Here is a 14,934-nt window from a genome sequence, read left to right on the forward strand (position 1 = left end):
GCATCCGGCGGGCGGAAGGATGCCCCATAGGAGGTAGGCATGGCGCGAAGGGCTGAGCACTGGCCGTTCCATTGACCTCCGCAGGTCATAGCACCGACCCTGACACAAGAAGGATGGGGACACGAACAGGGCGGGGAAGCGGGGCATGAGCGGACGGCTCAGGCGGGGAGTGGCGGCGGCCGCGCTGGTGGGGCTGGGCGGCTGCGCGGGCGCGCCGGTGGCGATGACCGCCGCGTCCTTCGCGGTGGACGGGATGCTGTATGTCGGCACCAACAAGAGCAGCACCGACCATATGCTGTCGGCCATGCTGCAGCAGGATTGCGCAACCTTCCGCGTCCTGACCCAGGGCTATGTCTGCAAGCCGGTGATCGTGCCGGTGGTCCGCAGCGCCGAGAGCGTGCCGGTCCCCCTTCCGGAAACGCAACCGTCACCCGCGCCCGCCCCGCCACCACCCGCGCCGCTTCCCGTGACGGCGGAGGTGGAGATCGCCGCGATGTCGCGCCCCACCCAACGGCGCTTCCTCGTGGTGGCGGGCAGCTTTTCCAAGCGTGGGCAGGCCGAAGCCCAGCGCGCACGGCTGGGCCATCCGGAGGCCGACATCGTGGCGGCCGACGTGCAGGGCCGGCGCATCCACCGGCTTGTCCTGCCGCCGGAGGACCGCCCGACCGCCTTGCGCCGTCTGGCCGAGATCCGCGCCGCCGGAGTCGGCGACGCGTGGCTCCTGACCTGGCCTGGGCGGACGGTGGTCGCCGATCTGCCCGGCGACGCGCCCTACCCCAGCCTTCCGGACAGAATGTGAGCCCTCACTCCGCCGCCATCGGGGCCGCGGCGGGCTTGGCCGGAGCGTCGCGGTCGCGCGGCAGCAGCAGCGCCGCCGCGAAGGCGACCAGTGCCAGAACCGACAGCGTGATGTAGAGCATGACGAACTCGCCCGTCCGCTCATAAACCAGGGCGACGAGCTGCACGGCCAGCGGGCCGGCGCCGAAGGACAGGATGAACTTGGCGCCATAGGCCAGCCCGCGGTGCTTCTCCGGCGTGTAGCGGGCGAGCAGAAGGTTCTCCGCCGGGATCTGCACCTGCGAGGCGACGACGACCAGCGCCGCTGCACCGACCAGCGGCAGGTCGGCCAGGACCGCCACCGCCGCCATCATCGGCACCTGGACCAGCAGGCACAGGGTGTAGATGCGCTTCAGCGGGTACTTGTCCGCCAGATGCCCGCCGATGAGCTGCGGCAGGGCGGCGAACAGATAGACCGCCGTCACCACGCCGCCGACGCCCAGCGTGCTGCCGCCCAGCAGGTCGCTCAGCCGCGCCTCGAACAGCTTGGGCAGCACCACCTGCATGGCGTTGAACATCAGCCCGGCGCAGACCATCGTCACCGACAGCACGAAGAAGGCGCGGATCACATCGCCGCGCGACGCTTTGGGGATCGGCTTCACGTCGCCCTGGCGGTCCTCGACCTTGCCCATGGCGATCAGCAGGGCCAGCACGACGCCCAGCCCCAGGCAGACCGCCCCCGGGATCAGGAAGGCGGAGCGCCAACCCAGCCATTCGGTCAGGCCGCCGGCCACCACCGCCGCCGAGGCGATGCCGATGGTGCCGAAGATGCCCTGGTAGCCCAGCGCCTTGCCGCGGTTGGTGGCGTTCTTGACCATCCAGGCCATGCCCACCGGGTGGTAGATGGAGGAGCCGAGCCCGAGCACCGCCAGCGCCCACAGCAGCGCCTCCGGACCGTCGGTCAGGCCGCAGGCGATGGTCCCCGCTCCGGTCAGCAGGAAGAAGACCGCCATCATCCGGCACTCGCTCCAGCGGTCGCCCAGCCAGCCGGCCAGCGGCGCGCCGACGCCGATCATCAGCGCGCCCAGGGTCCACAGCCGGATCAGCTCGTCGTAAGGCAGCTTCCATTCCCGCTCCAGCGCCAGGACGACCGTCAGGAACAGGGCCGACACGATGTGCATCAGCGCGTGGCCGACCCAGGAAAAGCCGATCGACAGCCGCGCCGATGTGTCGGTCATGGAAATTCTCCGCATCCGGATGATTTGCGGTTGAAAGCAACCCTTGCGAAACTGGCACGCGGGTCGGAGGCGGTCCAATGCGCCCCCGGCATGGCCGGCATGCGGCTGCTGCCATCGGGGGAGTTTAGGCGGTCTCGTCGCGCAGCCAATCCAGATAGGCCGGATTACCGCGCCCCACCCTCAGTTCGACCACGCAGGGCACCTCGTAGCCATGCAACTCCCGCACCCGCAAGGCCAGCCGGTCGAACAACTCCGCCCGCGTCTTGGCGATCAGCACCGTCTCGCTGGCTTCCTCGATGGCGCCCTGCCAGCGGTAGATGGAGGTCATGCCGTCCAGGATGTTGGCGCAGGCCGCCAGCCGCTCCTCGACCAGCGCGCGGCCGATGCGCCGGGCCTCCTCCCGCGATCCGGCGGTGATGTAGGCGAAGACGAATTCCATGACCGAACCCTTTCGATGTAGGATGCCCGAATCTTGCCACAGGCCGCCGGGCCGCAACATCTTCCGAGGCGACGAACCATGGCCGCACCCCGACGCACCACGTCCCGACGACGCCCCACCGAGGCGCAGGCGGCGTGGCTGCGCAACGGCCTGGACCAGCCCGGCGGCAAGCTGCCCCTGTTCGACGGCGACGGCCAGCGCGTCAAGCGCCAGACCATCGAAAGCTGCCTGAAGTCCGGCTGGGCGGAGCGCTGGTTCCACAACCCGCTGAAGCCCGACTGGCTGGTCTGCCGCCTGACCGACACCGGCCGCGCCGCCCTCGCCCCCCGCCCCGCCGCGAAGGAACTCGCCCAGGCGGAGTGACCGCCGGACGGGTGACGCTCCACACCATGCGCACCATGTTGCGGTCCGCGAGGGCTCGCGGCCGAACCGGGCTTCGTTTCGTGACGGTATTGATCCATGCAGCTTTCCGACCTCGGCCACCGCATTTGCATTCTCGGGCCGTCCAACAGCGGAAAATCCACGCTTGCCGAAGCGATCGCGCGGCAGCACGGCTTTCCGGTCGTCCACCTCGACCGGCTGTATCACGCCCCCAACACGGATTGGCAGCCGCGGCTGACCGAAGAATTCATCGCCCTGCACGACGCGGCCATCGCCGGCGAGCGCTGGGTCATGGAGGGAAACTACTCACGCTGCATTCCGCAGCGCTTCCAGCGGGCGACGGGCCTGATCTACCTGGACGTGCCCATGCCGCTCAGCCTGCTGCGCTACTTCCGCCGGACCCTGTTCGAGCGGGAGCGGCGCGGCGCGCTGGAGGGCCGCCGTGACAGCATCAAGTGGGAGATGATCCGCCACATCGCCGTCACCACCCCGAGAAACCGGGCGCGAAACCTGCGGACCTTCGATCAGGCCGACCTGCCGAAAATCCGGATCAGCTCCGCACGCGACCTGAACGCGTGGTACCGGCGCTGGGGCCTCACGCGATAAGGCCGCGGCGCCCGTCTCACGCCGGCACGGCCTTCAACTGCTGGTCCACCGCCTCCGCCAGTTCACGGGGGGTGACCGGCTTGTGGATGACCGTCAGCCCGTGGGCGGTGGCGTCCAGCAGGCAGTCCGGTCCTGTCTCCCCGGTCAGGATCACCCCGGGAACCCCGGCGCCGTATCGCTCGCGCACGCGCAGGATCACCTCGGTCCCGATCCGCCCCTCGCGCAGCCGGTAATCGGCGATCACGATGTCGGGGACGCGGGTCTGGGACGCCAGCCGCTCCATCGCCTGATCGGCGCTGCCCGCCGCCAGCACCGCATAGCCCCACTCCGTCAGGATCAGCTGAAGGCCCATCAGCACGATGGCGTCGTCGTCCACCAGCACGGCAAGTCGGCCCTGCCCCCTCCCCGGCGCCCCATTCCCCGCCGCCGCGGCAGCGGTCACCACCGTTTCGCCGATCGGCACCAGCACCCGGAAGGCCGAGCCCTTGCCCACCGCGGAACGCACCTCCACCGGATGATCGAGCAGCCGCGACAGGCGCCGCACGATGGCGAGGCCGAGGCCGAGGCCCTGGTTGCGGTCGCGCTCCGGGTTGCCGACCTGATGGAACTCCTCGAAGATCCGCTCCAGATGGTCGTCGGGAATGCCCATGCCGGTGTCCTGGACGACGATGGACAGGAAGCGCCCGTCCGGTCGGCACTGCACCCGCACCAGCCCGCTGTCGGTGTAACGGATGGCGTTCTCGACCAGATTGCGCAGCAGCCGGCCCAGCAGCGTGCGGTCGCTGCGCACCCGACCGGTGCCGACCTCCACCTGCCAGCCGATGCCCTTGCCGGCGGCGACCGGTGCGTAGGCGGCGCGGATCGGGTCCAGCACTTCAGCCACGTCGAAATCCTCGAACACCGGCGTCACCACCCCGGCGTCGAGGCGCGACACGTCGAGCAGACTGTCCAGAAGCCCCTTCAGCGCATCCAGACCCTGCTCCAGATGGGTCAGGACCTTGGTGCCCGCGGGGGACCCGACATGGGCCGACAGGGCGGCGGCGAAGAAGAACAGCGACTGGAGCGGCTGGCGCAGATCGTGGCTGGCCGCCGCCAGGAACTTCGACTTGGCGAGGTTGGCGCGCTCCGCCTCGTCGCGGGCGGAACGCAGTTCGGCCTCCATCGCCTTGCGCTCGGTGATGTCCTCGGCGACGGTGATGCGATAGGCCGGCTCCGTGCCGGTGATCCGGGCGAGCGACGAGGTCACCCGCACCCACACCGCCCCGCCGTCCTTGCGGCGGTAGCGCTTTTCCAGGGCGTAGCTGGCCAGTTCCCCGGACAGCAGCCGCTCGATCAGCTGTTCCTCCGCCGGCAGATCCGCGGGGTCGGTGATGTCGCGGTAGGTTCGCCTCAGCAACTCCTCCCGCGGGTAGCCGACGATGTCGCAGATCTTGGCGTTGACGTCGAGAATGCGGCCATCCAACCCCACCCGCTCGATGCCCACCGCGGCCAGTTCGAAGACCGACCGGAACCGTTCGTCGCTTTGGCGGCGCGCCGTCTCGGCCCGGCGTAAATCGGTGACCTCCATCACGACGGCGCCGACCGCCGCCACCTCCATCCCCTCATGCACGGGGAACAGAGCGGTCAACCAGTGGCGCGTCACGCCCAGCTCCTTGGGCGTCTCTCCCACGATCTCCCGGTAGGGAATCGGCTCGCCGGTGGCGAACACCCGGTCGATCAGCGGCTCGACGCTGGCGCCCACGACGGGGATCAGGTCAGCCAGCGTGCGCCCCATATGGGCATCGGCCAGGATGCCGTTGCAATCCGCCAACTGCTCGTTGATGCGGATGTAGCGGCGCTCGCGGTCGAAGAAGGCGAAACCGACCGGCGCGTTCTGCAGCAGGCTGTTCAACTGCGCCAGCAGCGCGTTCTTTTCCCGGTTGGCCGAAACCAACGCCGCTTCCCCCCACTTGCGGGCGGTCGTGTCCTGGAAGAAGACGGCCAGCCCGTCCGGCGACGGGAAGGCGCGCACGGCGAACCACGATTCGTAGGCCGTGCAATACTCCTCGAACTCGACGGGCGTCTGATCCCGCATGGCGCGGCGGTAGTTCTCGCCGAAGGCACTGGCGGCGGCTTCCGGAAAAACATCCCACAGATCCTCGCCGATCAGGTCGCGTCCGCCGGCGATCATCATCCGGGCGCGCTCATTGATGAAGGTGAAGCGCCAATGGCGATCCACCTCGAACACGCCGTCGGTGATGCTGCCCAGAACGGCGGCCGTCTTGTGGGCCAGCGCGTTGGCCTGCTCGCGGATCTGCTGCTGGCGGGCCAGTTCTTCGGCCATGCCGTCGAAGGCGCGGGCCAGCGTGCCGAGTTCGGACGACTGCCCCGCCACGCCGCTGCGCGCCGTCAGGTCGCCGCCTTTCCAGCGCTCCGCCGTCGCGACCAGCGCCGCCACGGGCCGCCGCAGGAACCGGTTGGCGCCCCACCAGACGGTGATCAGAGTCAGCAGCAGCAGGGTGGCGATGCCCGTCATCGCCTGAACCATCGCGCCGTGGATCGGCCCCAGCGCCTCGCCTTTGTCGAGGCAGACGACGACGCCGACGCCGTCCAGACTGTGCCCGGTCGGTTGATAGGCAACGATGAGTGGCCGCCCGTCCTGTCCAATCACCTCGGCGACGCCAGGAGCGTCGCGGGACAGCAGAGCGATGACCGAATGGGACAGCGCACCGCCGCCGACCTCCCGGTTCGGCAGGGGCGGCACCTGGGCGACCACCCGATCCCGACGGTCCACCAGCGTGATCCGCGCGTCGTCGGACAGCGGCCGCTTGGACAGGAAGTCGGCGACCCAGGAGATGTCGGTCATCGCCGTCACCACACCCGCCGCCCGGCCCTCCTCGTCCTTGAAGGCCAGCGAGACGGGCATGGCGGAGTGTCCGTCCGTGCGGCGGAAGACATGCTCGCCCAGGGTCATCCGGCCGCTGTCCAGCGCGTCACGGAAATGGTTGCTGTCGGCGATGGAAATCCCCAGCGAGGCGCGATCGGTCGCGCAGCGCACCACCCCGTCCAGCCCGGCGATCACGATGCCGAGATGCCCGGGATACGACGCGCCCAGGTCGTCCATCAACGCCTGACAGGCCGGGGATCCGGGCGCACGCGCCGCCTCTGCCCTCACCAGCGTGTTCAGCACCTGCCGCAGCCCGTCGATCATGCGGTGCTGCTCGGCTTCGAACAGCGCGGCGAGGTGCAGGGCATCGCGCCCCACCTCCACCTCTCGCGCGGCGCGCAGAGACAGTTCGTTCTTCACCTCGATGACGGCCGCCGGAATCATCGCCACGAGGACGAGCAGCAACAGACGGTGAAGAAGACTCATGCAAGGCGGCTTTCGGAAAATGGTTCCGTGTGACCGTGCGCGATGCTCGACCGCCCCGTCAACGGGTACGGGTGGCCTTCCAGGCGCCGGAGCGTTCGGCTCCCGCAGCGATGCGGCGGTCGGCGATCTCCGATTCGTCCACCTCGGCGATCCCGGCGTGCTTCAGGGCGCGCAGAAGGACGCTGCGGACGGTCGTTCCCTCCTCTTCGGCGCGGCGGCGGACGGCGCGCTTGACGCTCTGCGGAACCATGGCGGCCAACTGCACGTCGGGTTCACGTCGGTCCGACGGAGCCGGGTTGGCATTGGACGGAATGGTGTGAGCGGGGCGGAGGGAGTGGTCGCGCATCGGTCCTGCCGTACATGGTTCGAATGTACGAAACCATCCCCGCTTATAGTTAATTTCTTGTTAACCATAAACCCCGCAGCAGTGCCAGGGGTTTATCCTACGCCGGAATAGCGGTTGACCTGCACAACCCTGCATCGAACAGTGGCCGGCCGGGCCTTCCGGGGCCACGGCACCGGATCACCGCCCCCTTCGCACGGCCAGAGCAGAGGAGCGACGACGTTGTCAGCACGCCCTTCGAAACGCCGCATCGCCATCATCGGCGCCGGCTTCACCGGCAGCGTCCTCGCCGCGCATCTGATGCGCTGCGCCGATGAGCCGACCAGCCTGCACCTGATCGAACGCACACCCAGCGTCGGCGCCGGACTCGCCTACTCCACGCCCAACGCCGCGCATCTGCTGAACGTGCGCGCCTACAACATGAGCGCCTATCCGGACGACCCACGGCACTTCCTCCGCTGGCTGTGGGCGCAGGACGACGGGGCGCTGGACGATAAGGCCGGGGCGGTGCCGCCCAGCGGCCATGCCTTCGTCTCCCGCGCCCGCTACGGCGCCTACATCCAGGACGTTCTTCGGGAGGCCGTGGCGGCCGCCCCGCCCCACGTCTCGCTCACCGTATCGCAGGCGGAGGCGGTGGACATCGCGTCGGACGCGCGGGGCACTCGGCTGCGGCTGGGCACCGGGACCAGCCTGTCGGTGGACACGGCGGTTCTGTGCGTCGGCAATTTCGCCCCCTCGCCGCCGCCGGTCCCGGCCCCGGAGGTCTATGCCTCCAGCCGCTACGTGGCCTCGCCCTGGGACTGGCCGGCGCTGGCCACGATCGCCCCCGACGCCCCCGTGCTGATCCTGGGGACCGGGCTGACCATGGTGGACACTGTCCTGTCGCTGGAGGACCAGGGGCATCGCGGCCCCATCCTCGCCCTGTCGCGCCGCGGGCTGCTGCCCCATACGCACGAGGAGACGCGGCCCTTCAAGAGCTTCATCCACCCGCAGGTGATGCCGCGCACCGTGCTGGACGTGTTGATCGCCCTGAAGGCCGACGTCCGCCGCGCGCGGGAGACGGGCTTCGACTGGCGCTCGGCCTTCGACGCGCTGCGTCCCTACCATCACCTGATCTGGAGCCACCTGCCGCCGGAGGAGCGGCGGCGCTTCCTGCGCCATGCCCGCCCCTATTGGGAGGTCCATCGCCACCGCATCGCGCCGGAGGTGGCCGCCCGCATCGCCTCCCTCTGCGCGAACGGGCGGCTGGCCATCCGCGCCGGCCGCCTGCAGACGCTGAATCTCGTTCCGAACGGGGTGGAGGCGACCGTGCGCGCCCGCGGGGCGGAGGGAGCCGTCTGGACCCGGACGGTGGGGGCCATCGTCAACGCCACCGGCACCGAATGCGATTTCAGTCGGATCGGCCATCCGCTGGTGAAGGCGTTGCTGACGCGCGGTCTGGCGCGCCCCGACCCGCTGCGGCTGGGGCTGGACGTCACGGTGGACGGCGCCCTGATCGGCGAAGACGGGGAAGCGTCGGACCGCCTGTTCGCGCTCGGCCCGGTCAGCCGCCCGCCCTTCTGGGAGATGACCGCGGTGCCCGAGCTGCGCAACCAATGCGCCCAGGCCGCCCGGCACATCGCCCGGCTACGGCGGTCCGCCTACCCTCTGGCGGGACCGGCGCTGCTGCGCGCGCGGGCGGTGACCTGACCGGACCGCGGCCCCACTCCTCTCACCAGGGGGTGCCGTCGCGGTGCGTGAAGAGATCCGCCACGCTGTCGTAGCGCAGATCCTCGTCCGGGTAATGCGCCTCGTCCCCGGCGGTGCGGTCGCCCACCTCCAGGTAGGTCGCCGGCTCGTCGGAGCGGTTGACGAGCTGGTGTCCGTCCGGCTTTCCGGCCGGGAAGCCGGCGCACATGCCGGGGCGCAGAACCGTCTCGCCGGCGTCGGTGACCAGCGTCAGTTCACCGTCCAGCACGTAGACGAACTCGTCCTGGCGGGTGTGCCAGTGCCGCAGGGCGGAGGCGGCGCCCGGCTCCAGCCGGGTCAGGTTGACGCCGAAGTTGGTGATCCCCAGCGGGTTGCCCAGCCGCTTGCGCAGGCGTCCGGCGACCGCCGCGCGGAACGGCTCCGGATAGTCGGTGGCGCCGAGCTTCGCCCCAAGGGCGGCGGGGTCGAGCACCGGAGGCTCCGGCGGGACGGCGGGGGCAATGGGCGGCGCGCTGGCGGGGGCCTTGTCTGACAAAGGTGGGTCTCCCTTCACCGAGGATCGATACCGATCTCTGGAATTGATTCGGGGACATCACTGTAGGCCATCGGGCACGGACCGACCATCCGGCCTGTTAAGCCACCGGCCGGGTGCCTCATCGAGGAATGGCCCAACGATAGGGGGGAAAGGCGCATGGAGACGACGCTCTACATTCCACCGCTCGGCCTTGCGGGGCAATTCGGCGGGCCTGCCGGATTCGAGGCTGTGGTGATCTTCGCCCACGGCACCTCCAGCGGTCGAACGAGTCCGCGCAACGTCCGCGTCGCGGCCCGTCTGCGCGAGGCGGGATTCGCCACGCTGCTGATGGATCTGCTGACGGACGGAGAGAAGGCCGACCCGGCCAACCAATTCGACGTCCACCGCCAGTCCGAGCGCCTGCTGCTGGCCGTCCGCCACCTGCGCGCGACCACCGCGGTGGAGCGCAAGCCCATCGGCTTCTTCGGCGCCGGGTCGGGGGCGGCGTCCGCCCTGATCGCGGCCGGGCGGGCTGCGGAGCATGATGGAATCGGCGCCGTGGTCTGCCGCGGCGGGCGTCCCGACTTGGCGGAGGAGTGGCTGAACGCCGTTGCCGCCCCGACCCTGCTGGTGGTCGGCAGTAAGGACGCCCCGGCGCTGGACCTCAACAACGACGCCTTCACCCGGCTGCACTGCACCAAGGCGTTGGAGGTGGTGCCTGGGGCCGGCCGCCTGTTCGAGGAGACGGGCAAATTGGATCAGGTGGCCGATTCCGCGCGCTCCTGGTTCACCACCCATCTGCTCAAGGCTGCCAACGGCTGAGCGTGGGTCGACAGCGGGAGCGATGCGGGCTACCTCTGGTTTCTCTATCGCATCGCAGCATCCGGATCGGCCCGCCCATGCCCCAGCTCGAAATCCTCAGCCGCCCCTCCGTCGGACCGGTCAAGCCCGTGCCCCTGCTGTTCGTCCATGGCGCCTTCTGCGGCGCCTGGATCTGGAACGAGCATTTCCTGCGCTGGTTCGCCGAGCAGGGGTGGGAGGCGCACGCCGTGTCCCTGCGTGGCCACGGCGCCAGCGAGGGGCGGGAGCGCCTGCACAGCTTCGGCATCGCCGACTATGTGGAGGACGTCCTGGCCGCCGCGGACGCTTGTTCATCGCCGCCGGTGCTGATCGGCCATTCCATGGGCGGCATGGTGGTCCAGCGGGCCTTGATCCGCCGCCGCTTCCCAGGGGCCGTCCTGATGGCCTCCGCCCCGCCGCACGGCTTGCTGGAATCGACGATGCGGCTGGCCTGGAGCGCCCCCTACGTGTTCCAGCAGATGGGCATGCTGATGGCCTTCGGCTCCCGCATGGTCGATCCGGAGGCGGTGCGCCGCGCCATGTTCTCCGATCGGGTGCCGCTGGAAATGGCCAAGCACTACGAACCGTTGATGCAGGAGGAGTCGCAACGCGTGGTTTTCGACATCGGCGGTTGGATTCCCTTCCCGCCCTTGCCGGCCCGCGGCATCCCCGTGGCCGTTCTGGGCGCGGAGGAGGACCGGCTGTTCTCCGCCGATCAGGTCGAGGCCACCGCCCGCGCCTTCCGCACGGAACCGGTCTTCTTCCCCGCCATGGGGCACAGCATGATGCTCGAACCCGGCTGGGAAGCGGTTGCCCGCCACATCGCGGATTGGGTGGAATCGGCGGTGCTGAAAAAGACGGCACCGCAAACGAAAGCTCCGGACGCACGGACTTCGGACACCGGCGCACGCGCCGCCGCCGACTGATCGGCAGGGCGCGCCACGGTTTCGCCGTTCACTGCGTGCGCAGAGTCCGCAGGAAGCCGGCGATCTCGCCGTTCAAGGTCTCCGACTGCTGGGCCAGTTGCCGGGACGCTTCCAGCACGGCGTAGGCCATCTTCCCACACTGGTCGGCGGCGTCGGTGACGCCGGAGATGTCGCGCGCCACCTCGCGGGTGACGTCGGCGGCTTGCTGCACGTTGCGGCTGATCGCCAGGGTCGCCGCCCCCTGTTCCTCCACCGCCGACGCGATCATCGTGGCGATGCCGTTCACCTGCTCGATCACCCGCGCCACACCGCCGATCTCCGCCACCGCCTCACCGGTCGCGGACTGGACGCCGGCGACCTGGGCGGCGATCTCCTCGGTGGCCCGGGCGGTCTGGCTGGCGAGGCTCTTCACCTCGCCCGCGACCACCGCGAAGCCCTTGCCGGCTTCGCCCGCGCGGGCCGCCTCGATGGTGGCGTTCAACGCCAGCAGGTTGGTCTGCGCCGCGATGTCGTTGATCAGGCCGACCACGGTGCCGATCCGCCCGACCGCCTCGGCCAGCCCGGTCACCTTGCCGGTGGCCCGTTCCGACGCGGTCGCGGCGTCCCGCGCGATGCGCGAGGCGTCGGCGACCCGGCGGCTGATCTCCCCCACCGAGCCGGACAGTTGCTCCGTCGCCGCGGCGACCGTCTGCACATTGAGGGAGGTCTGTTCGGTCGCCGCCGCCACGGCACTGGCCAACCGATCGGTCTGCCCGGCGGCCCGGGTCATCTCCTGGGCTTCGCGCTCCATCTCTTCGGTTTCGAGCGACACCGACTTCATCACCTCGCCGACGCTCCGCTCGAACCGTTCGGCGAGGCCAGTGAGGGTGCGGCGCTTGTCCTCCTCCGAGCGGCGGAGAGCGGCGGCCTGATCGGCTTCCAGGCGCTTCTTCTCCTCGGCGTTGCTCAGGAACACACGGGCGGCGCTGGCCATGGCACCGATCTCGTCGCGCCGGCTCGCCTCGGGAAAGGCGACGGAGAGGTCGCCGTCCGCCAGGGCGTGCATGCGGGTGCTGAGGCTGCGGATCGTGGCGCTGAGCCGCATCCCGACCAGCGCGATCAGGCAGATCGCCGGCACCGCCAGAAGGCCGGCCACCGCCAGAACGGTCCACAGCGTGCTCAGGAAGGCGCCGCGAATGTCGTCGATGAAGACGCCCGTTCCGATGTAGATCCCCCAGGGTTGGAAGGTCTTGATGTAGGACAGCTTCGCCGCCGTCTGGTCGCTGTTCGGGGTGACGTTCCAGAAATAGCCGTAGGTTCCCTCTCCCGTCGACTTGGCGATTCGCGCCATGTCCATCAGGATCGGCGCGCCTTTGGTGTCCTTCACGCCGGACACGTCCTGCCCCATCATCTTCGGGCTGGGATGGGCGAAGCCGAAGCCGTCCAAGGTGATCGCGAACAGATACTCCTGCCCGCCATAGCGCATGCCCAGGAGCGACCGTTTGAAGCGGGCCTGCGCCTCCTCCCGCGTGATCTGCCCGGCGGCGGCCTCCGCCTCATAGGCGGCGGCCATGCTGTGGGCCGCTTCCACCATGAAGCGCAGGGACTGAACACGGTCCGCGTGCATGCGCTGGTAATTCAGCCAAAGGCCGGCTCCGACGATGGCGGCCGACGCGATGCTCGCCAGAACCACCAGCCCCCAAAGTTTCGAGCGGATGGACAAATTATCGAACATGACAACCCTTCCGACAAATCAGCGCCGATGATCGATTGCGCAGACCTTTTCATCCGTCGGAATACTAGAAGAGAAACTATGACTCATTCATTAATAGATTTACTTCATAGATCCAACGAAAATCCAGCCATCATCGGTCTTCCGTTGCGAGTGTTTTGCTTATTCTGCCGCAAAATTGATAGCCATGTCGGGTTTGAAAATTACCGAGCCGGGAATTTTAATCCCCCTTTCAGAGACTGGGCGCTGATTTCTGCGTCAGGACGAGGAAGACCTTCTCCTCGAGCTGCTCCGGGGTGAAGGGCTTGGCGATGTAGGCGCTGACATTGTGAGCCAGCGCCCGTTCCACAGCCTTCAGCGTGGCGAGCGCCGTCACCATCAGGAAAGGCAGGTCGCGCCGGACCTCGCGCACGCGGCGCAGGACGTCTAGGCCGCTGGCCTTCGGCATCATCCAGTCGCAGACGATCAGGTCGTAGCTCCCGTCCCCGGCGAGCCGGAGCAGCGCCTCCTGCCCGTCCGCCGCCGTGTCGATGTGGCCGATGCCCAGATCGCGCAGCACCGATTCGACGAAGTGGCGCGGCCCCTCCTCGTCGTCGACGACCAGGACGCGGATGGCTCCGAGGTCGATGAAGGGCACCCCCACCCCCTCGAGCGCCCCGCGCATCCAGGAGGCGCGCGCCGAACGCTCCTTGCCGCCCGTCGCCCCCAACAGGAAGGAACGCACGAAGCGCGGCCGGTGCACCTGCCGGTACAGCGCCTTGGCGACCGCCGCCCGGCTCTTGCCGCGGCAGAAGGCGCCGTCGCCGGCCAGCCGAACCATCTCCAGCACAGTGTCGGGGTTCGGCTCGTCCTTGCCCTGAAGGGGGCTCAACAGGCGCTGGGTGCGGATGAAGGCGTTCTGGATCTCGTCGATCTGCCCGGCCATGTGCTCGCGGGTATCCTCGGCGAAGGCGCTGTCGAGCACGAGTTGCTGGACCTCGGCCAGTCCCTTCAGCTTCTCGGTCTTCTCCTTCCAGCAGTCGAGCAGGCGCCCGGCGAAATCCCGCCCGTCGAAGAACTGTGTCAGATAGCCGTTCACCGCCCGCTCGGCGCTGGGGGAGAGAGGCATCCTCTGCAGGACGAACAGGATGCGGAGCTTCTGCATCAGCGTCCGCCCCTTGGTGATCTCGGGCAGCGTGTCCTCGTTGACCAGCAGCGCGCTGCGCCGCTGGAGCGCCGCCTCCGTGCGGGCGCCGCCGAAATAGCCCTCCCCCGTGCGCAGCCGCTGCGACACCTGGCTTAGCGCCATGATCTCGCGCTGCACAGCCTCCACGCCGAACAGGTCGCCGGCGCTGGTGATGGTGAAGCGGTCGGGCTTCGACAATTCGCGGCGCAGCGCGAAGATCAGGCTGTCGCTCAGCACCGGCATGGCCGTGCGGCGCACCAGCGTCTCAAGACCCAGGAAGACCGGCGGCGCCTCGTCGGACAGCGGCTTGTCCCCGGCGATCAGCGACACGATCATGTCCACCCGGTCCACGAAGGCGGCGTCCTGGGAACAGGACGCGGTGCCGGTGTCGCTGCGCAGGATCTCGCCGAGCAGCCGATCGAGCGGTGCCAGCGCGTCGGCATCTTCCAGGCTGTCGGCCAATTCCAGCAGGAGCCGCGCCTTCTCGGCGAAGCTGCGGCCCTGGTACAGATGGGTGGTCAGAGCCGCATCGACCATGAAGCGCCCGGTGAAGGCGTCGCGGGAGGCGAACAGCCGTTCCGCGGTGGCGGCGTAGATGGCCGGCGTCAGGTCCGGCGGCTGGGCGTCCTTCAGACGCTCGCGGGTCAGCCGGGCGACCTCGTTGACCAGGGCGGTCAGCGCGCCCTTGCGGTCCATCGCCCGTTCCGCCTGCTGCAGGATGGCGACGAAGGTCGGGATGTTGGAGAGGCTCTGCTGGTGGCGGGGGGAGTGCAGAAGCTCGGTCGGGGTCAGCGCGTTTTCGTCGAAATAGCGCTGGCAGTGCCGGCCGATGCTGTCGCGGCCCTGCGGGGTGTAGAAATCGTCCGGGGTCCGGCAGACGGCGGTGTCGATCCCGCCCTCTGTGTCCGCGTCCCGGCCGTCCGCGATGCTCTGGTCCGATGCCATGCCCTACC

13 protein-coding genes are annotated in these 14,934 nt (G+C 69.3%); 6 read left to right on the plus strand and 7 right to left on the minus strand.

Going from position 1 to position 14,934, the window contains the following annotated elements; translation table 11 throughout:
- The first annotated feature begins 145 nt into the window (after positions 1-145).
- Positions 146-799, plus strand: coding sequence for an SPOR domain-containing protein (locus tag H0B54_RS23900; RefSeq protein WP_188262387.1), 654 nt, complete (start codon positions 146-148; stop codon positions 797-799).
- A 4-nt stretch (positions 800-803) separates the two neighbouring features.
- Here H0B54_RS23900 and H0B54_RS23905 read toward each other — a convergent pair whose 3' ends face one another.
- The gene (locus H0B54_RS23905; RefSeq protein ID WP_188262388.1) at positions 804-2,015 is read right to left on the minus strand and encodes an MFS transporter; all 1,212 of its coding nucleotides are present in this window, start codon (positions 2,013-2,015) and stop codon (positions 804-806) included.
- A gap of 124 nt (positions 2,016-2,139) precedes the next feature.
- A complete protein-coding gene (gene cutA / locus H0B54_RS23910; protein WP_188262389.1) occupies positions 2,140-2,454 on the minus strand; it encodes a divalent-cation tolerance protein CutA in 315 nt (104 codons plus the stop codon).
- A 78-nt stretch (positions 2,455-2,532) separates the two neighbouring features.
- Between cutA and H0B54_RS23915 the strand changes: the two genes are divergently transcribed.
- Both H0B54_RS23915 and H0B54_RS23920 read left to right on the plus strand, forming a co-directional pair.
- Positions 2,533-2,817 carry a hypothetical protein gene (locus H0B54_RS23915; protein WP_094306462.1) on the plus strand — a complete coding sequence of 95 codons (285 nt, stop codon included), beginning with the start codon at positions 2,533-2,535 and terminating at the stop codon, positions 2,815-2,817.
- Between the two features lie 96 nt (positions 2,818-2,913).
- Entirely contained in the window at positions 2,914-3,441 is a 528-nt protein-coding gene (locus tag H0B54_RS23920) for an isopentenyl transferase family protein (RefSeq protein ID WP_188262390.1), read from the plus strand.
- 16 nt (positions 3,442-3,457) lie between these two features.
- Here the strand turns inward: H0B54_RS23920 and H0B54_RS23925 are convergent, their stop codons facing one another.
- Complete coding sequence (locus tag H0B54_RS23925; protein WP_188262391.1) at positions 3,458-6,793, minus strand: PAS domain-containing protein; 3,336 nt, start codon at positions 6,791-6,793, stop codon at positions 3,458-3,460.
- A gap of 58 nt (positions 6,794-6,851) precedes the next feature.
- Positions 6,852-7,139 carry a hypothetical protein gene (locus H0B54_RS23930; RefSeq protein ID WP_094306465.1) on the minus strand — a complete coding sequence of 96 codons (288 nt, stop codon included), beginning with the start codon at positions 7,137-7,139 and terminating at the stop codon, positions 6,852-6,854.
- A 219-nt stretch (positions 7,140-7,358) separates the two neighbouring features.
- Between H0B54_RS23930 and H0B54_RS23935 the strand changes: the two genes are divergently transcribed.
- Entirely contained in the window at positions 7,359-8,825 is a 1,467-nt protein-coding gene (locus H0B54_RS23935; RefSeq protein ID WP_188262392.1) for an FAD/NAD(P)-binding protein, read from the plus strand.
- Positions 8,826-8,847: 22 nt separating this feature from the next.
- Here H0B54_RS23935 and H0B54_RS23940 read toward each other — a convergent pair whose 3' ends face one another.
- The gene (locus H0B54_RS23940; RefSeq protein ID WP_188262393.1) at positions 8,848-9,360 is read right to left on the minus strand and encodes a cupin domain-containing protein; all 513 of its coding nucleotides are present in this window, start codon (positions 9,358-9,360) and stop codon (positions 8,848-8,850) included.
- Between the two features lie 156 nt (positions 9,361-9,516).
- On the opposite strand from H0B54_RS23940, the gene H0B54_RS23945 reads away from it, so the two are divergent.
- Together H0B54_RS23945 and H0B54_RS23950 are read left to right on the plus strand one after the other, a co-directional pair.
- Entirely contained in the window at positions 9,517-10,161 is a 645-nt protein-coding gene (locus H0B54_RS23945) for a dienelactone hydrolase family protein (protein WP_188262394.1), read from the plus strand.
- Between the two features lie 77 nt (positions 10,162-10,238).
- Positions 10,239-11,105, plus strand: coding sequence for an alpha/beta hydrolase (locus tag H0B54_RS23950; RefSeq protein ID WP_188262395.1), 867 nt, complete (start codon positions 10,239-10,241; stop codon positions 11,103-11,105).
- A 28-nt stretch (positions 11,106-11,133) separates the two neighbouring features.
- Here the strand turns inward: H0B54_RS23950 and H0B54_RS23955 are convergent, their stop codons facing one another.
- A complete protein-coding gene (locus H0B54_RS23955; RefSeq protein WP_188262396.1) occupies positions 11,134-12,819 on the minus strand; it encodes a methyl-accepting chemotaxis protein in 1,686 nt (561 codons plus the stop codon).
- Positions 12,820-13,048: 229 nt separating this feature from the next.
- Positions 13,049-14,926, minus strand: coding sequence for a response regulator (locus H0B54_RS23960; protein ID WP_188262397.1), 1,878 nt, complete (start codon positions 14,924-14,926; stop codon positions 13,049-13,051).
- Positions 14,927-14,934: the final 8 nt, after the last annotated feature.

Origin of the sequence: Azospirillum tabaci (genome assembly GCF_014596085.1) — a bacterium.
Classification (GTDB): domain Bacteria; phylum Pseudomonadota; class Alphaproteobacteria; order Azospirillales; family Azospirillaceae; genus Azospirillum; species Azospirillum tabaci.

What these genes read in the sequence shown, in the direction of transcription:
- H0B54_RS23950 (WP_188262395.1), top strand. Translation starts at nt 10,239, where the DNA reads ATGCCCCAGCTCGAAATCCTCAGCCGCCCCTCCGTCGGACCGGTCAAG.
- H0B54_RS23930 (WP_094306465.1), bottom strand. Translation starts at nt 7,139, where the DNA reads ATGCGCGACCACTCCCTCCGCCCCGCTCACACCATTCCGTCCAATGCC.
- H0B54_RS23915 (WP_094306462.1), top strand. Translation starts at nt 2,533, where the DNA reads ATGGCCGCACCCCGACGCACCACGTCCCGACGACGCCCCACCGAGGCG.
- H0B54_RS23920 (WP_188262390.1), top strand. Translation starts at nt 2,914, where the DNA reads ATGCAGCTTTCCGACCTCGGCCACCGCATTTGCATTCTCGGGCCGTCC.
- H0B54_RS23955 (WP_188262396.1), bottom strand. Translation starts at nt 12,819, where the DNA reads ATGTTCGATAATTTGTCCATCCGCTCGAAACTTTGGGGGCTGGTGGTT.
- H0B54_RS23945 (WP_188262394.1), top strand. Translation starts at nt 9,517, where the DNA reads ATGGAGACGACGCTCTACATTCCACCGCTCGGCCTTGCGGGGCAATTC.
- H0B54_RS23925 (WP_188262391.1), bottom strand. Translation starts at nt 6,793, where the DNA reads ATGAGTCTTCTTCACCGTCTGTTGCTGCTCGTCCTCGTGGCGATGATT.
- H0B54_RS23960 (WP_188262397.1), bottom strand. Translation starts at nt 14,926, where the DNA reads ATGGCATCGGACCAGAGCATCGCGGACGGCCGGGACGCGGACACAGAG.
- H0B54_RS23900 (WP_188262387.1), top strand. Translation starts at nt 146, where the DNA reads ATGAGCGGACGGCTCAGGCGGGGAGTGGCGGCGGCCGCGCTGGTGGGG.
- cutA (WP_188262389.1), bottom strand. Translation starts at nt 2,454, where the DNA reads ATGGAATTCGTCTTCGCCTACATCACCGCCGGATCGCGGGAGGAGGCC.
- H0B54_RS23905 (WP_188262388.1), bottom strand. Translation starts at nt 2,015, where the DNA reads ATGACCGACACATCGGCGCGGCTGTCGATCGGCTTTTCCTGGGTCGGC.